Here is an 18695-nt window from a genome sequence, read left to right as displayed (position 1 = left end):
TGCAGATGAAAAAAATAAGATTGATAGTTGCAATAGTAATAATATGGGCATGCCTGCCGAGCTTCGTCTCGGCGCATGCCTATATTGCGCAATCGACACCTTATGGGGATGCGGAGCTGGCGGAAGCTCCGCCCGCCATTCGAATAAAATTTACAGAGAAAATCGATACGAAGCTAAGTAATATTTCACTAAAAAGCAGTAGCGGCACTGACATTACTGGCAAGTTAAGCAGTGATGATGAGCTTACGCTTGTTTATACCATTCCTAAACTGGATAAGGGCATTTATGAAGTAAGCTGGCAGGTGTTATCGCTTGATTCTCATATAACAGACGGTTCCTTTAAATTTGCGGTAGGCGTGAAGCTTGAGGCTGTGAAACCGGATGATACGGTTTCACTGGACGGTGCTTCTGCTGGTAATACAGGGAACAGCTCTGGAAATGAAGCAAAAGTGACTGACAAGCCAGTAATTACAAAGAGTCCAGAGCCCACCAATAAACCTAAGCCTACAAAGAAGCCGGATATAACGCCTACGCCATCTACATCGCCCACTCCGACTGCAAAGTCTATAGAAGTCAGTGAAGGGACGGTCGCTACCCCGTCTCCCACGATTTCAAGCAGTGAAGAGGTGGTGACAGCGGAGCCGGATTCAAATACAAATACAAAAGATGTTGATGCGGATGCTGTGGAAGATGATAATGCTGCCCCGCTGATCGAACAGGATACGGCTAATGATCACAGCAGCCATAGCAATCACAGCGGCGACAGCAGCGCTGGAGAGGCCGAGCACGATCATGCAGGTGGCCAAGGCTTCATGGTGCTGATGCGCATACTCGATATTTTGACGGCGGTTGTTCTCGCTGGAATACAGTTCTTCCGATATGCCATCTGGAGAGATGATGAATCTAAGGCACCCTTTGGTTTCTCCGTCCGAGCCGAGAGACTAGTAATGGGAGCTGCGGCGCTTATTTGGCTGGTTTCCGGATTGCTTCGCTTGTCGATGCTTGCAGACCAATTCGGCGGTGTATCCATCTATGCACTAGCTAATGGAACAATGATTGGAAAGATAGCGACGTTAAGAGTTGGGCTTGCTTTAATCGCTCTTCTTCTCGCATTTGCCCCTATTCGGGAGAGACGATGGGCGAATATGATTAAATGGATAGCTGCAGCGGCATTGATAGTGAGCTTCCCGCTCACAGGACATGCGAATGCTGCTTTAACCGATGTCGTATTTGGAATAGTGACCCATACAGTCCATATGTCTGCTGCCGCAATATGGTTTGGCGGCCTTGCGGGTTTGCTGTCATTAACTTTCGATAGAAATGCTGTGGAGCGTTTGAACCAAGCGGCTGTGCGTTTTGCAAAGTGGGCGCTGCCAAGCATGATCGTTATTTTGATTAGCGGAATATGGCTTTCGGCTGCTAGGCTCTCAGAATGGGGACAATTGTTCACTACAGCGTATGGCAAGCTAATCCTCGCCAAAACCATTCTCATGCTGCTTGTTGTCGTCATTGCAGCACTTCATAAGCTCGTATTCATGCCGCAAATCGCGAAAGCGAACGCAGCAAGAGGTTTGCTGGTTGGCATCCGAATTGAGATGCTGCTTGCTGTTGCTCTATTCGTGCTGGCAGGCTGGTTGTCTACAACTTCTCCGCCGGAAGCGCGCGTGGAGTCGAAGCTGGCTGAACCGATTTATTGGCATGTGATGGGTGAGCAGGCGCATATGAGTTTGCGTATTTCGGAGAATGATCAGACTGGGGATCAGGCTGTACGCCTTGATTTGTGGCTTCCTGAAGATCAGGGAACGCCTTTATCCGCGGAAGTAGCTGTTAAGATAGACTCGAATCAAGCGGAAGCGGAAAAGGAAACCGAGCAAGAAAACCAAATCGTGATTCCGTTGGAATTGCAGCCGATGGGGGAAGAGATGTTTGAATTTCCAGGCTTTACGAAATATACGTATCGTTCATCAGGTGAATTTATCGATAATCAGAAAAAAGGGTTAATTACAGTAGATGTAAAAGACGAGAAAGGAAACAACTTCCATTATGAGCGAGCGATAGGCGACTCTCTGACGGAATAGTTGTTACGTCAAAATAAGTGTGAAAGTCACGTCCATGCTTGACTTCGCTTCATGCTTCTGCTAATCTCACCATCAGGGAAAAGGCGGGTGTTAGCATGATCATCGGCATCGGACATGATTTATCAGATATTACAAGAATCGCGAAAATAGTGGATGGCCGCACAGGCAGAAGGTTTTTGGAGCGGGTACTGTCTGCGGGCGAGCGAGAGCTGGCTTCGGAGTATACAGGCGAGCGGCTTTATCAGTTTACGGCTGGCCGGTTCGCTGCGAAGGAAGCGGTTGTGAAAGCTTTTGGCTGTGGAATAGGGAATATATTAGGATTCACAGACATTGAAATATTGCGAGGAAGCTGCGGCAAACCCGAGTGCAACTTAACGGTGGCAGCTTGGAATCGTCTAGGCTTTAGCCCTGAAGCTGTTCGAGTTCATGTTACGATTACGCATGAGCGAAAGCTTGCTTCAGCTTTTGCTGTTGCGGAACGGATATCGGAGTAACCTTTTGACTATACTTGGAATGTAATATACCAAGTTAGCTAGTCGAGAGGGGATGTCGACAATGAAGGAGCAGCGGCTGCAAAAAACGAAGCGTCGTTTTAAAACCGGACAATGGGTTGAATTCGACGGGTTGTATTCAGACGATTGGGGCGGAGATCTAGTGCTTGTACAGGGTGATCTTTTTCCGATGCATCCCCAAATGGGTGAAACGCATTGGACCTACGCCGGCCAAGCGGCACTTCATTTCATGAGCTCTCCAAAAATAAACGGCCATCATATCGGCTATTAAGCGATCGTGAACAAGAAAAAAAAGGATGCTTGAGCAGCATAATCTGCTCAGGCATCCTTTTTTTTCGCTAAGCCTTTGTTATTTTTTGCTTGCCAACCAATTAACGAGCCCAGCAATTTCTTCAGCAGTCAGACGCTCTTTGAAAGCAGGCATCGAGCCTTCGCCCTCTTCAATCTGTTTCGTAATATCAGCAGCACTCATGCGCTCTCCAACTTTTTGGAGATTTGTTGCCGGGCCTACTCTGCCTTGAAGCCCGGTTCCGTGACAGCTGACGCAATTGGCCTTATAAACCGAAATCACTTCCTCCGGCCCAATCAGCGCGTTGGTTTTCTCAGTCGAGCTGTTCTCCTTGCCTCCACAGCCCGCTAGCAGTATTACAGCTAAAAAGAATGTTATTGCGATAGAAAAACCTCGGTTTCGATTCATATATAGCAATCCTTTCATTAATTGTTTATTATAGAAGATTCGGTCTTGTTCAGGGTCTTCATAAGACTTCCATATGAATTTGAATCGTTAGTTCGTATAATAGAGAAGATGTTAACCACTAGAGAGAAGATATAACTATTATATCTCAGTTTTACTTATAGGAGAATTCATGAAACCGACAATAGAAAGTATTTTGCAAAATCAGTTGAACAATATTCAAGCCGAGGTTATTATGACTGCCTATAACGAATTTGAACCGGGCTGGTTCGAGCAGAAAACCGAGCCGGATTTTTTCCGTTTCGGTTATACAGTCAAGGGAGAAGCCCGGCTTAACATACAAAATGACACTTATTTCGTACAGCCGGGCACTCTCTATTTTTTGCCGGCGGGTACAAAACAATCTTTTGGTACAGAGGGAAATGAAAAGCTTGGGCTTTATTGGTGCCATTTCCGTTTGGAGCTTAGCGATTTTCAAGTTATAAATGCGCTGCAGCTTCCGCCATTTGTTTATGTGAAAGACAAAGAAATGATGAAGAACCTTTTTATAAAAATGAACGAATATCAGCATCGTAAATCGATTACACGAGAGCTGCGGTTAAAGTCGGTGCTGCTGGAGCTGCTTGCCTATTATTTAGAAGAAAGCCATGTGCAGAGAACAACATTCCAGCAATCGGATTTTGAGGTAAAATGGAATGAAGTGCTCGCCTATATTGAAGCAAATTTGCATCAGAATATACAAATTGAGGAGCTAGCTAAGTTTGCTTTTCTTCATCCAAACTATTTCATTACATCCTTCAAAAACATCATGGGCTGTTCGCCGATCCAATATGTGACGAATCGCCGCATCGCGATCGCTAAGCAGCTGCTTATGGAAACGGAGCTTCCTGTAGCGGTTGTTGCGAAGCAGGTTGGCATGCAAAATCATTATTTATCTCGGCTGTTCAAAAGATATACAGGCATCACGCCGGTTCAGTATAGACGGATTGGAAAAAATACCGGAACCAATCGAAAGACGCTTACAACAAGAATGAACGAGGAGAAAAGCTAATGGGAGAAATAGATGTAAAGACGTATTTTAGTACAGAGCTGCTAAATTGGTATCGGCTTATCAAACGCGATTTGCCATGGCGGATTAATAAAGATCCTTACCGGGTATGGGTATCCGAAATTATGCTGCAGCAGACGAGGGTAGACACTGTCATTCCATATTACAACCAATTTATGAGTAAATTCCCCACCGTGCGAGCGCTTGCTGAAGCTCCTGAGGAGGAAGTGCTCAAAAGCTGGGAGGGGCTCGGCTACTACTCGCGTGCCCGCAATTTGCAGGCAGGTGCCAAAGAGGTCGCTCAGCGTTATGGGGGAATTGTCCCAGATGATAAAGCGTCCGTTGCTGGATTGAAGGGCGTTGGCCCTTATACTAGCGGAGCTATTATGAGCATCGCATTTAATCGTCCAGAGCCGGCAGTGGATGGTAATGTGATGCGTGTGCTCTCGCGATATTTTTGCTTGGAGGATGATATCGCAAAAGCTTCTACGCGAGTAGGCATTGAGAAGCTGGCTGCTTCGCTGATTCCAGAAGGTGCCGCTGGTGACTTCAATCAAGCGCTGATGGAGCTTGGTGCTCTCGTATGTACGCCAAAATCGCCAAGCTGTTTGCCTTGCCCTGTAATGGAGCATTGTGAGGCGAGACTAGCAGGTAGAGAGATGGAATTGCCGATCAAGACGAAGGCTAAGCCTCCTCGTCCAGAGTTTAGGGCGGCAGCGATCGTTGTTGGCAGCGGAGAAAATGCCGGCAAAGTGCTCGTAAGGCAGCGTCCAGCTACAGGCCTTCTAGCCCAAATGTGGGAGCTTCCTCATTTGCTGCTGCCGCCGGATAAGGTGAACTGGCTGGATGAAACAGCGCCGAAGGAGCAGGGTGAGCTCGCCGAGATGATCAGCCGCATGCTTGATGAGGACACAGGACTTCTTATTCGTCCGCGCAGCTGGTTTACAGATGCTGATCATATTTTTAGTCATATTCATTGGAAAATGCGTTTTTATTTAGCCGATTTGGGTGAAACATCTTATTCAGCTGTAGACGCAGACATCGCAGTTGCATCGGACAACGCAGCTATTGCTGCGGAGGCAGCGTCCTCTTATGAAGTGAATCAAAAGGCGGCAGCTATAGATGTTTCTACTGAGGAACATAAGGAGCAGCCGGGCACTTACCGATGGATTTCAAAGGAAGATATGGACACGCTGCCGTTTCCGAATTTATTTTTGCGCATTTTAAAGCAATTTTGGGAATAAATGATTATAAGAGTCGGAGGAGAAGCAAATGAGCAATATGCTGGAGCTGCTATTGCAGCACAAAATCGTAGCCATTTTACGAGGAATTGAAGATCGGCATGCAGATGATACAGCGCAGGCTTTAATAGATGGCGGCATTCATATGATGGAGATTACGATGAACACGGGCGGAGCAGCGGCTATGATAGAGCGTTGGCGTTCGAAGTTTGATGGAAAGGCTGCAGTAGGTGCCGGCACAGTAACGGATGTAGACCTTGCTAAGGAGGCTGTGGCGGCAGGTGCCCAATATCTCATTTCGCCTAATCTAGATGAGGAAGTTATTGCGTATGGCCGCGAGCACGGCCTCTCCGTATGGCCCGGTGTTATGACACCGACTGAAATTGTGAAAGCTTGGAAGGCAGGAGCGGATGCTGTGAAAATTTTTCCAATGGGCACGCTCGGCATAGGTTACTTGCAGGAAATTCGCGGACCATTAAACGATATTCCGATGATCGCTACTGGCGGAGTGGATTTACATAATATTGCAGATTATTTTAAAGCAGGAGCAAATGCTGTTGGAATGGGCAGCAAGCTCGTTAATTTGGAATGGGTTCGCGAGGGGAAATTCGCTCAAGTAACGGAACGAGCGCGGCAATTCGTAGATATCGTAAGCAAGTTATAGAGCAAGGAGGTTATCTCATGGACGTTGTCTTATGGATCGTTATCATCTTCTTTATTATTGTTTTGCTGCTTGCTGCGCTAATCTGGCAAATGGGCGCGCGCAGCCAGAAGCCTCGAAAGATTATGAATGCGGAGACTCCTCTTGTCGACACGCAGTGGCAATCCTTAACGTTCACTAATCATGGCTCTAAGCTGGAAGGCTGGCTGCTTCAGCCTGCTTCCAACAACTTGTTAAAGGATGGACTTGCGCCTCTTATTATTATTGCGCATGGCTGGGGATCGAATCGGACGAGAGTGCTTAGGTATACGCGTCCGATTTATGAAGCAGGGTTCGCTATATTGATGTATGATGCACGCAGCCACGGCAACAGCGATTCGATTTCTGCGCCTTCCGCGCTCATGTTTCGGGATGATGTGCTCGCTGCTCTTGAAACAGCCAAAAGTTTGCCAGGTGTTGATCCAGACCGAATTGCCATACTAGGTCATTCCCTTGGCGGATTTGGAGCGCTGCTTGCCCTTGATCAAGGTATGAAGGTGAGAGCGGTCGTAACGGATTCAATGCCCGTCCATTTCGATACGATGATGAAATCGGAATTGCGACGCAAAAAACTGCCGCTTTTCCCGCTAGCCTATCTGATTCCGATGATATGGCTTATTCGTTCACGCATATCGTGGTCGCAGTTTAAAGAGGCCAGCATTCCTGCTGTAATAGCTAAACATGCCGGCAGTTCCGACATTGGCCGTACACCGATTATGATGGTTCATTCGAATGGTGATGAGTTTATTAGTGCGGAGGATCTGAAGCAGCTGAAAGAGCAATTGCCAGATCATCTGATTCAAACGCTGTTCGTATCGACCAAAGGACATAGCACTTCCGAGCAAGATTCTAGCTTTTGGGAGAAGGTTATCCCTTTTTTGCTGGAATCCATGGAGTATGCTTCTATCAAAAAGGAAGCCCGCGGCACGAGGCTGCAGGCTTCAAGAGAGAATATATAATAAAGGGGGGTCATGAATTTATTATATAAGCATAAGATGAAACCAAGATGAGAGAAATATTACAGTTTGATTACAAGGCTGCTAGCTTATAAGCGGGCATCCCTTTTAGTTGAAAATATAAATGTGAAGAAGTTTCCGATAAATGGTTGCTTTCTTTCACTTATTGTTAAGGAGGTTCGAATGCGTAGAGTAGCTTCTAAATTGTTGGTGGTTGTCGTTATCGTAGTAGCTGCATTTTGTCTTGACCTCAAGCTGGATTTATTTCCGGCGGCAGCAGAGTCGGAGGAGGTGGCCGCCTTGGATGAAACGAATAAGATGGAGCGCTTGGAGCTCGAGCTTGCTAAACATTTCAAAGCCAGGTCTGAGCGGTTTTCAGTGACATACACGGGGGACAAGCAGGAACTATCGAAGAAAATGACAGAGGTCATTCGTGCTGCTTTAAAGCATGATGATTATTCAGCCTACATTCTTGAATCCTACATCTACACCATTCGCAGCTGGGGAAATAAATCGACGATTGCTCTGGAAGCCAGATACCGCGAGACACTGGAACAAACGGCAGTTGTAGATCGCACCGTTGCAAAGGCGCTCCAATCTATAATAGAGCCGGGAATGAATGAGCATGAGAAAATAAAAGCTATTCACGACTGGGTCGTTAGCCATGTGGAGTATGATAAAACATTGAAGCATTACACTGCTTATGAAGCGGTGACACTCGGAGAAACCGTGTGTCAAGGATACTCATTGCTAGGCTATAAAATGCTGAAGCAAGCGGGACTGACGGTTTTAATCGCAGAGGGTACTGTGAATACGGGCGAGCATGCATGGAATATGGTGCAAGTAGACGGTGTTTGGTACCATTTGGATCTAACCTGGGATGATCCGGTCGCAGCAGCATCAGCAGGCAGCCAAAATACGGTACAAAAAGTTTCGCCAAGCGAGAGTACGATTCGTTATAACTATTATTTGAGAACGGATGAGGAACTGCGCGTTGATCACCAGTGGACTAGAACTTATCCTGCTGCAAACGTCTCCTATGCGGATACGATACGTGAGCTGGAGAAGCAAGGGGCGCAAACGGAGCGCAGCCGCTTCAGCAGGCTGAAGATCGCGCTTGGCTTGCACTGGCTAGAACCGGAATATACAGTATCAAGCTCAGCGCAGCTGAATCAAGTTATACAATCGGCGCTTGATTCCAAGGCAGGGAGCTTATCATTCCGATATGAGCAAGGTGATCAATTCCCAGCAGCTTTAAAGGCTGCCTTCAAACGTATAAACGTAGCAGTTGGTTATCGGGCAAGCTATGAGCCTTATGCTGGCGATCAATCACTTCTTGTTAATCTTCAGCTGGAATATGCGAAATAATAGGATGAGGTGCAGAGGGCTGCACCTTATTTTGTTCAAATAGGAAAGGGGGTGCATCTCTGCACCCCCTTTCCTATTTGAGTAAGTCAATTATTGCTCATTTTTTCTCGCCGCGGTCATTTGCTGCCATACAGAGCCGGCTGCTTCTTCACCGCGTTCAATACGTTCAAGCGCCATTTTGGCCTGAAGCTGAATTTCAAATTCATTATCGTTAGCAGCTTCGCGCAGCGCATCGATCGCAGATTCATCTCCTGCTTCATAGAGGAAGCGTGCCGCGCGCCAGCGGACAAGCTTGTTTTTGTCACGGAGCGATTCAATCATCGGTCCAACCGCAGCGGGATCACCAAGATCAGACAGCGTATCGCCAGCCGTCCTTCTAACGGAAGTTGAGGAATCACGCAGCGCCATAAACAAATACGGCAGCGCTTCAGGCGCTCGCAGATCGCCAAGATAGATAACGGCAAGACGACGAATGGATGTGTTCTCATCCTGTATCGCTTGTGCAAGCAAAGGCAAACCTTCTATAGCGGAAACATATCGCTCCAATGCTGCGTAACGAACCTGCCAATCCGATGAGGCGAACTGCTCTTGCGCTTGTTCAAAAGTTAGCGGAGCTGGCCTTACGACAGCTGGAGCTTCGCCTTCAGCACCAGCATTCCCTTGCTCAATAGCTGCTTGTACAAGAGTATCCAATCTCTCACTCGAATAGGAAGCTTCCAGCTCGCGTACAATTTCAGCTGCAATTTCCTCGGGTTCTCCGTATCGAACGCCAAACTCTTCCAGCTTGCGCTCGCGAATCATGCCTGAGCCAGCGGCAAGGTTAACCGCCTCGCCAAACTGTGGCGGAAGCGCTGAACGTGCCTCGATGTCTCCCATTCTTACGCGCACCTGCATCGGAATGCCGCGATACATTTGAACGAGCACCTGCGCTTCGCCAAAGCTAGTTGAAGGCCCGCTCCCGCTGCCCTCGCCGTTGTCGCCATCAGCAACCTTCTGCAGCAATTGTCCTGCTTCAGCGAGTATAGCAGCCCAATCTGCTCCGGGCTTGCGGTCAAGCGCAATAAAGTCAGCTGTACGGAATAAGCTTTTCACTCCGTTTATTTGCAAAAGCTGCTGAAGCAGCTCAGGAGCGTCGCTAGCTTCACTCGTTTTGTAGGTGAGTCTGCGTCCGCGAGGGAGCATCTCATCGACGTTCAGCTTCATGGAATTAGGACTCGGCGTTGGTTCTATTGAAATTAGTTTCATAAGGAAACCTCCTGGGCTAATTGATATTTAGACGCTCATCTGCTTCATTTATGTAACAAATGCTGCGTCGAAAGCGTAATCTTATGTGTAAATGCTTTATAACCAAGTGTAACTGATTTTATGTTAGGATGCGAACGATGAAACGAGAGATTGTCTCTAATTCACATTTCTGGATAGACTGTCATACGAGTGTGTGGATGCTTTCGCATAAATAACATATTTGCATTGAGTACCGCTGGCTTGGTATCTTAATAAAACAACAAATGAATGCGAAGGAGGGATGGACGGTTGAAGTTAAAACGATTTGCTAATATAGATCCTATCGAGCAGCACACTTCAATGAAGCAGTTCAAAAGATGGCGTCAGGAACGCATTCGCAAGCTGAGAATGAAAGATTATTCATTCACCGTTCCGAATGTTGAACCTGACATCGCATACTTGGAAAATAACCGAAAATGGCCTTCTATTACTTGGGTAGGGCATTCCACTTTTTTTATTCAGTTCGGCGGATTAAACATTATTACAGACCCTGTGTGGTCGACTCAAATGGCATTTCAAAAAAGACTTTCAGCGCCAGGTATCAAGGTAGAGGACGTTCCGCCTATTGATATCGTGCTAATATCGCATTCTCATTATGATCATTTAAATATAAATTCGCTGCGCAGACTGGTTGGCGCTAGACAATTGCTTGTGCCTGCAGGACTTGGTGCCAAGCTTCGCAAGAAGGGCTTTCTTAGAATTAAGGAGCTGCACTGGTGGGAATCCGTTATGTATAACGGCGTAAAATTCACATTCGTTCCTTCGCAGCATTCGACTCGCCGCAATCCATGGGATACGAATAGCTCGCATTGGGGAGGCTTTGTCATTGAGCGTCCAGCATCACGCAGCGAGAAGCTTGTAAGCCATGTTCGTGATACTTTTGAGGTTAGTGACGGAATGAAATCAGCTGCAGAGTCGCGAGCGCAAATCGCAAGCGCGTCCGAGCCGGCAGCTGCTCGGAGTTGCCCGTTTTTTAGCGGTGCAGCATCCGTCGAGCGGCCAGTCCTATCTGATTTTCCGACTATTTATTTCGCAGGGGACAGCGGTTATTTTCAAGGCTTCAAGGAGATCGGCCGCCGCTTCCCGGTTGATGTAGCGTTATTGCCGATTGGAGCTTATGAGCCGGAATGGTTCATGGCGCCGCAGCATATTACGCCGGAGCAAGCGCTCCAAGCCTTCGATGACTTGGATGCCAAGTGGTTTATTCCTATGCACTATGGTGCGTTTAAGCTTGCAGATGATACGCCTCGTGAAGCGCTCGATCGCTTGGAGGCTGAGCGCAGAAAACGATGTATTTCTGACGAGCGAATTCTAGTTCTGCCGCATGGCGAGACATGGCGTATGTCCGGGAAATAACAAACGAGGACAAAGGTTTGCCAAATTCGAGCAATGACGACGGTAAACGAAACCGTTATACTTGCTAAGTATAAGTATGCATAGTGGAATAATTTTAGGGAGCTTAGGTTTGCATGCGCAAATCTAAGCTTATCTTACGAAGCAAGGTACCTATAAGGAGGAGCAAGGAATGATTCATGCAAACATTCGTCTAGGCATTATCGGTGCAGGTGCAATCGGTAGCATACATATGCAGACATTCAATAAAGTCGAAGGTATCGATGTTGTTGCTGTAACGGACGCTTACCTTCCGCTTGCTGAGCAGCGTGCTGCTGAGTACGGTATTGAAACGGTTCATCCTAGTCCACAATCACTGCTTGAGGATTCATCGATCGATGCAGTCGTTATTGGTGTGCCTAACCAATTTCATGCCGAGCTTGCTATTGAAGCGCTGAAGCAAGGCAAGCATGTTCTGCTGGAGAAACCAATGGCCATTGATTCCGAAGCAGCGCGCTTAATCGTAGAGGAAGCTGAGAAATCAGGTAAAATACTAATGATGTCGCATCAAATGCGCTGGACTGGACTAAGCCGCGCACTTAAGCAGCGAATTGATAACGGTGATGTCGGCCATATCTATAATGCCAAAGCTGGCTGGTTCCGCAAAAAAGGCATTCCCGGCTGGGGCTCGTGGTTCACTCGCAAAGACCAAGCAGGCGGCGGCCCGCTTATTGACATCGGCGTTCATATGCTTGATCTTTCGCTTTATCTCATGGGCAATCCGAAGCCTGTTTCCGTATACGGCTCGACCTATGCTGAATTTGGACCTAACCGTCTCGGTACTGGGACATGGGGCACGCCAAATTGGGATGGGTATTATGACGTTGAGGATCTTGCCTCGGCGCTTATTAAACTTGATAATGGAGCGACCTTGTCGCTTGAGGTTAGCTGGGCTGCACATTCAGCCTTCCTGCCGGAAGATCCATTTATTCATTTGATGGGAACAGAGGGCGGCGTAGCGATCATTGGCAATAACGGCAAGTATGTTACGCATGAGAACAATGAAGTCGTTGAAAGTGACATCACTCCGCTAGAGGGCGAAGAGGATCGGATTCTAATGAGCCGCCATTTTGTCGATTGCATTCGCGAAGGCAGGCAGCCGATTACGTCTGCACTTTCAGGTTATACAAATAACCGTATTCTTGACGCAATATATGAATCATCCCGCACGGGCAATGAAGTTAAGCTGAAGTGGGATTAATCTTTTAATAAAAAGACTTCACTGCTTCATAACGTAATACTAAAAACCTTCCCTAATGCGACAACTGTATCAAAGTCGCATGGAGGAAGGTTTTTTATCGTGAGATCTATGAATTAAAAGTAATCCTCGTTGCTGGATTGTCTATCCAAATGCTAAGGCAAAGGCAAAAGAAGGTTCGGTTTCCTTGCATACTGTGGTATAATAGATCAAGATAAAGTGATTTTGTAGTGAAGGACGGGATTAAACGAATGATTAGTACAAGTGGCATAACGCTCCGTTACGGGAAGCGGGCGCTTTTTGAAGATGTTAGCATTAAGTTCACGCCAGGCAACTGTTATGGCTTGATCGGCGCTAACGGCGCGGGCAAATCGACCTTTTTGAAAATATTATCCGGTGAAGTTGAGCAATCGCACGGAGAAGTGCATATAACGCCGGGTGAACGGCTAGCCGTTCTAAAGCAGAACCATTATGAATACGATGAGTCCGTTGTACTTGAGACGGTAATGATGGGTCACAAGCGTCTTTATGAAGTAATGAAGGAGAAGGACGCTTTGTATGCAAAAGCAGACTTCACTGATGAAGACGGGATGCGAGCAGGTGAGCTTGAAGCTGACTTCGCAGACATGAACGGCTGGGAAGCTGAGTCTGAAGCAGCAGAGATGCTAAATGGACTTGGTATTACTCCTGACCTGCATGATAAGAAAATGGCTGAGCTAAGCGGCAATGAGAAAGTCCGCGTATTGCTTGCTCAAGCATTGTTTGGCACACCCAACATTCTATTGCTCGATGAGCCTACCAACCACTTGGACATTGAGTCCATTCGCTGGTTGGAAGATTTCCTTGCCGATTACCAAGGAACTGTTGTCGTAGTCAGCCATGACAGGCACTTCCTGAATACGGTATGTACACATATTGCGGATATCGACTTTGGCAAAATCCAAATGTATGTCGGCAACTATGACTTCTGGTACGAATCCAGCCAACTTGCTTTGCAGTTGATGCGCGGTGAGAACAAGAAGAAGGAAGACAAGATCAAGGAATTGCAGGCGTTTATTCAACGCTTTAGTGCGAACAAATCGAAAGCGAAACAAGCAACTTCGAGACAGAAGCTTCTTGAGAAAATTTCGCTTGACGATATTCGCCCATCTAACCGTAAATATCCGTTTATCCTCTTCAAAGGTGAGCGTGAAGCGGGCAAGCAGCTCCTGCTTGTTGATGGCTTGACCAAAACGATCGACGGCGAGAAAGTGATCGACAATCTGACGATCGCTCTTAATAAAGGCGATAAAGTTGCATTTGTTGGACCGAACAGCTTGCCTAAAACTTTGCTTTTCCAATTGCTTGTTGGTGAAGTTGAAGCGGATGCTGGCAGCTACTCATGGGGTGTAACAACATCGCAGGCTTATTTCCCGAAAGACAACTCACCATATTTTGATGGTGTTGATTTGAACCTTGTGGAATGGCTTCGTCAATATTCGAAAGATCCGGATGAAACCTTTATTCGCGGATTCCTTGGCCGTATGCTCTTCTCGGGCGATGATGCAATGAAGAAAGCAAGCGTGTTGTCTGGAGGCGAGAAAGTTCGCTGCATGCTCTCCAAGATGATGCTTGAGGGCGCGAACGTATTTATTTTGGATGAGCCAACGAATCACTTGGATCTTGAATCCATTACGGCTCTGAATAATGGTCTGACCGATACGGATTGTACGATTTTGTTCACTTCGCATGACCATCAGTTCGTACAAACGATCGCTAACCGCATCGTTGAAATTACGCCGAACGGTGTAATCGACCGGATGATGACTTATGACGAGTACCTTGAAAGTGCTGAGGTTAAAGCGCTTCGTGAACGTATGTACGCTGTTTAATTTTCTATAGAGCGCCAATCAGTGAGGATAGTCTCGCTGATTGACGCTTTTTTTTGTCTATATAAGGTTATGAAATTTAGTTTAAAATTCTAGCCACTTGCTTACGATAAACAGCATGAAGCTGCACAGTATTAAGGTCGAAAGCAGCAGTCTTATCTAAAGTTGTGCAACAATTGGCATAAATAAAGTGGACAAACATGCAAAATTTTAGGTTGATTTATGCGTAAAAGGGAGTTATACTACGTTTGAAAAGGTTTTCAGAAAAGCTTTTCAGAAAGCACTTTCATAAATGTAAAACATGACTCATTATAATAAAATTCAAACTAGCGCATGTTACATCATTCTTACTCATCAAGAAAGGCGTGCCATTATGAAATCGACTATACGCGATGTAGCAAAATACGCTAACGTGTCCATAAGCACCGTATCCCGGGTCATGAATGCGCCGGAAACCGTAGTAGAAGAGAAACGTACCAAGGTGCTGGAAGCTATTGAGGCGCTTCAATACCAGCCCAATGGATTTGCCAGAGGGTTGATTTACAAAAAATCAGACACGCTTGGCGTTATGATTCCGGATATAGAAAATCCGTATTATGCCGGCTTAATACGCGGAATGCAGGATGCGGCTGTTATGTTGAATCATAGTCTGATGATCTGTAATACAGACCGCGACAAGCAGCGGACGATCTCTTATGTGCAAAGCTTTTTTGAGAAGCAGGTAGATGGCATCATATTTACGAGTGATTCTTTGCATGAGGAATATTACGAGGAGATGCAGCGCTATCGTCTGCCATTCGTTTTGGCTTCTACCAATGCTCCGGAGTATGATATTCCGTCCGTTGATATTGATGATGAGCAGGGTGCGTATGATGCGGTCAAACATTTAATTGAAGCAGGACATCGCCGCATAGGTATGATTGGTTTTCCTTTAGGAATCACAATCTCCGGTGAGCCGCGATATACGGGCTTTAAGAAGGCGCTTCAGGAATTTAACCTCTCAGAGAACGAGAATTGCATTGAATTTGCTATACATCGATTTGAGCATGCTTATGATGCAGCTGAACGACTGTTCACTCGTTGTCCCGATTTAACGGCCGTGTTTGCAGCTTCGGATGAATTCGCGATGGGTGCGATTTCATATTTACGCGACAACGGCAAATCAGTTCCTGAGCAAATGTCCGTCGTAGGTTTTGACAATATCCGTATGGCTCAGATGTTTATACCTAAACTAACAACGATAGACCAGCCAACCTATGATATTGGGTATCGATCCGTTGAGAAGCTGCATGAGCTGATTACAACAGGGAAAGTTGAAGTACTCAGAGAGAAGCTTCCACATCATTTAATTGTACGGGAGTCAACCAAGTCCTATTTATCATAGTCGTGAAATAACAATACTTAGATTGCGAATATTAATAGCGAAACGGCTTTGCCTCTAAATTTTGGCTTTGGTCGTTCGCTTTAACTCTTCTCTGAAAAGCTTTTCAGAGTAATGGAAGCGTTATCTATTTAAAAGATTTTGTTTTCGATACCTGTTGAGCATAAAAACAACCTACATTGGCACTTTAAAGGAGGTGAGGCAACAACTTGTTATCTGACGTTAATTTAACGTTTCAAAAGGGCCGAGTAAGTGTAATTTAATTACTGATTACTTAAACATGAAAGGATGAGGTCTATGTACACGAGAAAAACAAAAAAAGCATCGACTGTCTTTATTCTAACGCTAGCGCTTGTGATGACGATTACGGCTTGCGGAGGAAAAAATAATAATACAACGAACCAACCGACAGAGAAGCCAGCAGAGGGCGGAACGAACGCAGGAGCAGGGGCGGGCGACAGTGCGCTAGCTAAAGCATTGAACGGCGATTTTAAAGGTAAAAAGGTTACGATGTTCGGTCCGTTTACGGATGCGGATGAAGTGAAATTTAACGAAAGCATTAAAGCGTTCGAAGACAAGACTGGAATTGACATCGCGTATGAAGGCTCTAAAGAGTTCGAAGCAACGATTTCGGTACGTGTAAACGGCGGAAATGCTCCTGATATTGCGGATTTCCCGCAGCCGGGTTTGCTGAAGGGCTTTGTGAACTCTGGCAAGGTAATTGATGTAAAATCATTCCTTAGCGATGAGTATTTGAAGAAACAATACAACCAAAGCTGGCTTGACATGGCTACGATGAAAGGTACTGGCGGAGACGTAATGTCTGGCATCTGGGCACGCAGCAGCGTAAAAAGCTTGGTATGGTACAACAAAAAGGCATTTGCAGAAGCAGGTTATACCGTTCCAAAAACATGGACAGAGCTTATGGCGCTGACTGATCAAATCGCAAAAGACGGCGATCCAGCTTGGAGCATCGGCATCGAGAGCGGTACAGCAACTGGCTGGCCGGCTACAGACTGGATGGAGGATATTATGCTCCGCACGACTACGCCTGAAAATTATGACAAATGGGTATCGGGTGAGCTTCCATTCACAGACCCTGTAGTCAAAAATGCAGCAGAAAAAATGGCTGAAATCTGGTTCAACGAGGACTATGTATACGGTGGAAAAAAATCAATCGCTACAACATCGTTTGGTGATGCAGTTAAGCCGCTGTTCGATAATCCGCCAAAAGCATGGCTTCACCGTCAAGCTGGCTTTATTACAAGCTTCTTCCCAGAAGGCTTGACAGCTGATGATTACGATTGGTTCCCACTTCCAGCCATTGATGAGAAATATGGTCAACCAGCTCTAATCTCAGGAGATATTTATGCTATGTTTAATGATCGTCCAGAGGTTCGCGCTGTCATGGAATTCTTCACAACGGGCGAGTCGCTTAAAGCTTGGATTCAAACAGGCGGCGTAACGGCTCCTATGAATGATGCTGATCCATCATGGTACCCGAACGATCAAGAACGCAGAATGGCAGAATTCGTGAAAACAGCAGAAACGATTCGTTTTGACGGTTCTGACCTTATGCCAGGCGCAGTTGGCGCAGGTACATTCTGGAAAGGTATGACGGACTGGGTAAGTGGAACAGTAGATTTGGATACAGCACTAAAAGAAATTCAAGCAGGCTGGAAAAAATAATTGACTGCTGCTTGAGTGATTCGGGGGCTTCTCGCCGCAAGGCGAAAGCCCCTCTATAATCAGCGCAGATAATGGTGGCTTTTACGAAGAAAGGTTTACTATGCAAACCTAAGTTTACGCTTACGAAGAAAGGTTTACTATGCAAACCTAAGTTTACGCTTACGAAGAAAGGTTTGCTACGCAAACCTTGGAGGAGGATTCATATGGAATTACAGGCTAGGAAAGGCAATGCTCTGCGGCTACTGTTGTTATCCATACTCGTGCCAGTTATCAATATTGTCATTCACGGGGGCATATTTATACTTTTTCGCGACTCCAACCTTCCGCCTATCCTCAATGCGGTGTTTGCAGTCATATGGGGAGCAGTTGGCATTTATTCGATTTACTATTCGTTTAACTGGGTAGTTGAAAAGTATCCGGATCAATGGAAGCGGAGAATATTGCCTTTTGTATTTGTTGGCCCAGCGGTGCTGCTGCTTGGTTGGCTGCTTGTCTTTCCGACATTGCGGACGCTATACTTAAGCTTTTTTGATGCCGGCTCGGTCAATTTTGTCGGTTTCGCCAACTACGTAGCTGTATTTACGGACCGCTTGCTCATCATGGCGCTGCGCAACAACTTGCTTTGGGTGTTCTTTGGCACACTGGCTTGTGTTGGCTTAGGTCTTTTAATTGCGATACTTGCCGATCGAAGCAGCTTCGAGAAGCTGGCTAAGGGTCTTATATTTATGCCGATGGCGATCTCGTTCGTAGCGGCAGGCGTTATCTGGAAATTTATTTATTACTATCAGCCAGGCCAAGAGCAAATTGGACTGCTCAATGCGATCGTAGTGAAATTTGGCGGGGAACCGCAGGCATGGCTCAGTATGATTCAGCCGTGGAATAACCTGTTCCTTATCGTTATTCTCATTTGGATGCAAACAGGTTTTGCAATGGTTATATTCTCAGCTGCAATTAAGAGCATCCCAGAGGATATGCTGGAGGCCGCTCGTATGGATGGCGCAGGCGAGGTTCGTATTTTTTTCAAAATCATGATTCCTTACATTGCGGGAACTTTGTTATCCGTTACAACAACGATTATTGTGTTTACACTCAAAATCTTCGATGTTGTTATGATCATGACAGGCGGACAATATGAGACGGACGTTGTGGCAACACAGTTCTATCGCCAGCTGTTTATGTACCAAAATGCAGGTTATGGTTCAACCTTAGCCATTGTGCTTCTCGTTGCCGTCATTCCAGTCATCATAATCAATCTGCGGCAGTTCCGTAGAGAAGGAGGGTTCTAA

General features: G+C 46.2%; 16 protein-coding genes. 14 read left to right on the top strand and 2 right to left on the bottom strand.

The features are described 5' to 3' along the window. Positions 1–5 precede the first annotated feature (5 nt). The 3 genes from BK120_RS18285 (at position 6) to BK120_RS18275 (ending at position 2861) form a co-directional block, all read left to right on the top strand. Positions 6–2078, top strand: coding sequence for a copper resistance CopC/CopD family protein (locus BK120_RS18285; RefSeq protein WP_076268948.1), 2073 nt, complete (start codon positions 6–8; stop codon positions 2076–2078). Between the two features lie 95 nt (positions 2079–2173). Then, complete coding sequence (acpS, locus tag BK120_RS18280; RefSeq protein ID WP_076268947.1) at positions 2174–2572, top strand: holo-ACP synthase; 399 nt, start codon at positions 2174–2176, stop codon at positions 2570–2572. A gap of 61 nt (positions 2573–2633) precedes the next feature. Then, entirely contained in the window at positions 2634–2861 is a 228-nt protein-coding gene (locus BK120_RS18275) for a hypothetical protein (RefSeq protein ID WP_076268946.1), read from the top strand. A gap of 78 nt (positions 2862–2939) precedes the next feature. On the opposite strand, the gene BK120_RS18270 is transcribed toward BK120_RS18275, so the two are convergent. Continuing rightward, on the bottom strand, positions 2940–3287 hold the full coding sequence (locus BK120_RS18270) for a c-type cytochrome (protein WP_076268945.1): 348 nt from the start codon (positions 3285–3287) through the stop codon (positions 2940–2942). Positions 3288–3456: 169 nt separating this feature from the next. On the opposite strand from BK120_RS18270, the gene BK120_RS18265 reads away from it, so the two are divergent. From BK120_RS18265 to BK120_RS18245, 5 genes are all read left to right on the top strand, one after another. Beyond that, positions 3457–4335, top strand: a complete 879-nt coding sequence (locus BK120_RS18265; protein ID WP_076268944.1) for an AraC family transcriptional regulator — start codon at positions 3457–3459, stop codon at positions 4333–4335. Then, a complete protein-coding gene (gene mutY, locus BK120_RS18260; RefSeq protein ID WP_076268943.1) occupies positions 4335–5576 on the top strand; it encodes an A/G-specific adenine glycosylase in 1242 nt (413 codons plus the stop codon). The genes BK120_RS18265 and mutY overlap by 1 nt, the downstream gene beginning before the upstream one ends. 28 nt (positions 5577–5604) lie before the next feature. Next, positions 5605–6237, top strand: a complete 633-nt coding sequence (locus tag BK120_RS18255; RefSeq protein WP_076268942.1) for a bifunctional 4-hydroxy-2-oxoglutarate aldolase/2-dehydro-3-deoxy-phosphogluconate aldolase — start codon at positions 5605–5607, stop codon at positions 6235–6237. Positions 6238–6254: 17 nt separating this feature from the next. Further along, positions 6255–7232: an alpha/beta hydrolase gene (locus BK120_RS18250; protein ID WP_076268941.1), complete on the top strand. Its 978-nt coding sequence runs from the start codon at positions 6255–6257 to the stop codon at positions 7230–7232. Between the two features lie 180 nt (positions 7233–7412). Then, complete coding sequence (locus tag BK120_RS18245) at positions 7413–8597, top strand: transglutaminase domain-containing protein (protein ID WP_076268940.1); 1185 nt, start codon at positions 7413–7415, stop codon at positions 8595–8597. Between the two features lie 90 nt (positions 8598–8687). Here the strand turns inward: BK120_RS18245 and BK120_RS18240 are convergent, their stop codons facing one another. Further along, the gene (locus BK120_RS18240) at positions 8688–9842 is read right to left on the bottom strand and encodes a virulence factor (protein ID WP_076268939.1); all 1155 of its coding nucleotides are present in this window, start codon (positions 9840–9842) and stop codon (positions 8688–8690) included. A 339-nt stretch (positions 9843–10181) separates the two neighbouring features. Between BK120_RS18240 and BK120_RS18235 the strand changes: the two genes are divergently transcribed. The 6 genes from BK120_RS18235 (at position 10182) to BK120_RS18210 (ending at position 18695) form a co-directional block, all read left to right on the top strand. Then, entirely contained in the window at positions 10182–11237 is a 1056-nt protein-coding gene (locus tag BK120_RS18235) for an MBL fold metallo-hydrolase (RefSeq protein WP_372239006.1), read from the top strand. A gap of 169 nt (positions 11238–11406) precedes the next feature. After that, complete coding sequence (locus BK120_RS18230) at positions 11407–12474, top strand: Gfo/Idh/MocA family protein (protein ID WP_076268937.1); 1068 nt, start codon at positions 11407–11409, stop codon at positions 12472–12474. A 248-nt stretch (positions 12475–12722) separates the two neighbouring features. Then, positions 12723–14342: an ABC-F family ATP-binding cassette domain-containing protein gene (locus BK120_RS18225; RefSeq protein WP_076268936.1), complete on the top strand. Its 1620-nt coding sequence runs from the start codon at positions 12723–12725 to the stop codon at positions 14340–14342. Between the two features lie 370 nt (positions 14343–14712). Beyond that, the gene (locus BK120_RS18220; RefSeq protein ID WP_076268935.1) at positions 14713–15723 is read left to right on the top strand and encodes a LacI family DNA-binding transcriptional regulator; all 1011 of its coding nucleotides are present in this window, start codon (positions 14713–14715) and stop codon (positions 15721–15723) included. Between the two features lie 294 nt (positions 15724–16017). Then, complete coding sequence (locus BK120_RS18215) at positions 16018–17409, top strand: ABC transporter substrate-binding protein (protein ID WP_076268934.1); 1392 nt, start codon at positions 16018–16020, stop codon at positions 17407–17409. Positions 17410–17612: 203 nt separating this feature from the next. Next, positions 17613–18695, top strand: coding sequence for a carbohydrate ABC transporter permease (locus tag BK120_RS18210; protein ID WP_076268933.1), 1083 nt, complete (start codon positions 17613–17615; stop codon positions 18693–18695).

Origin of the sequence: Paenibacillus sp. FSL A5-0031, from assembly GCF_001956295.1 — a bacterium.
In the GTDB taxonomy this organism is placed as follows: Bacteria; Bacillota; Bacilli; order Paenibacillales; family Paenibacillaceae; genus Pristimantibacillus.
This window is presented reverse-complemented; position numbering and strand designations above follow the sequence as displayed.

Coding starts and splice junctions, on each gene's coding strand:
- BK120_RS18285 (WP_076268948.1), top strand. CDS start 6: ATGAAAAAAATAAGATTGATAGTTGCAATAGTAATAATATGGGCATGC.
- acpS (WP_076268947.1), top strand. CDS start 2,174: ATGATCATCGGCATCGGACATGATTTATCAGATATTACAAGAATCGCG.
- BK120_RS18275 (WP_076268946.1), top strand. CDS start 2,634: ATGAAGGAGCAGCGGCTGCAAAAAACGAAGCGTCGTTTTAAAACCGGA.
- BK120_RS18270 (WP_076268945.1), bottom strand. CDS start 3,287: ATGAATCGAAACCGAGGTTTTTCTATCGCAATAACATTCTTTTTAGCT.
- BK120_RS18265 (WP_076268944.1), top strand. CDS start 3,457: ATGAAACCGACAATAGAAAGTATTTTGCAAAATCAGTTGAACAATATT.
- mutY (WP_076268943.1), top strand. CDS start 4,335: ATGGGAGAAATAGATGTAAAGACGTATTTTAGTACAGAGCTGCTAAAT.
- BK120_RS18255 (WP_076268942.1), top strand. CDS start 5,605: ATGAGCAATATGCTGGAGCTGCTATTGCAGCACAAAATCGTAGCCATT.
- BK120_RS18250 (WP_076268941.1), top strand. CDS start 6,255: ATGGACGTTGTCTTATGGATCGTTATCATCTTCTTTATTATTGTTTTG.
- BK120_RS18245 (WP_076268940.1), top strand. CDS start 7,413: ATGCGTAGAGTAGCTTCTAAATTGTTGGTGGTTGTCGTTATCGTAGTA.
- BK120_RS18240 (WP_076268939.1), bottom strand. CDS start 9,842: ATGAAACTAATTTCAATAGAACCAACGCCGAGTCCTAATTCCATGAAG.
- BK120_RS18235 (WP_372239006.1), top strand. CDS start 10,182: ATGAAGCAGTTCAAAAGATGGCGTCAGGAACGCATTCGCAAGCTGAGA.
- BK120_RS18230 (WP_076268937.1), top strand. CDS start 11,407: ATGATTCATGCAAACATTCGTCTAGGCATTATCGGTGCAGGTGCAATC.
- BK120_RS18225 (WP_076268936.1), top strand. CDS start 12,723: ATGATTAGTACAAGTGGCATAACGCTCCGTTACGGGAAGCGGGCGCTT.
- BK120_RS18220 (WP_076268935.1), top strand. CDS start 14,713: ATGAAATCGACTATACGCGATGTAGCAAAATACGCTAACGTGTCCATA.
- BK120_RS18215 (WP_076268934.1), top strand. CDS start 16,018: ATGTACACGAGAAAAACAAAAAAAGCATCGACTGTCTTTATTCTAACG.
- BK120_RS18210 (WP_076268933.1), top strand. CDS start 17,613: ATGGAATTACAGGCTAGGAAAGGCAATGCTCTGCGGCTACTGTTGTTA.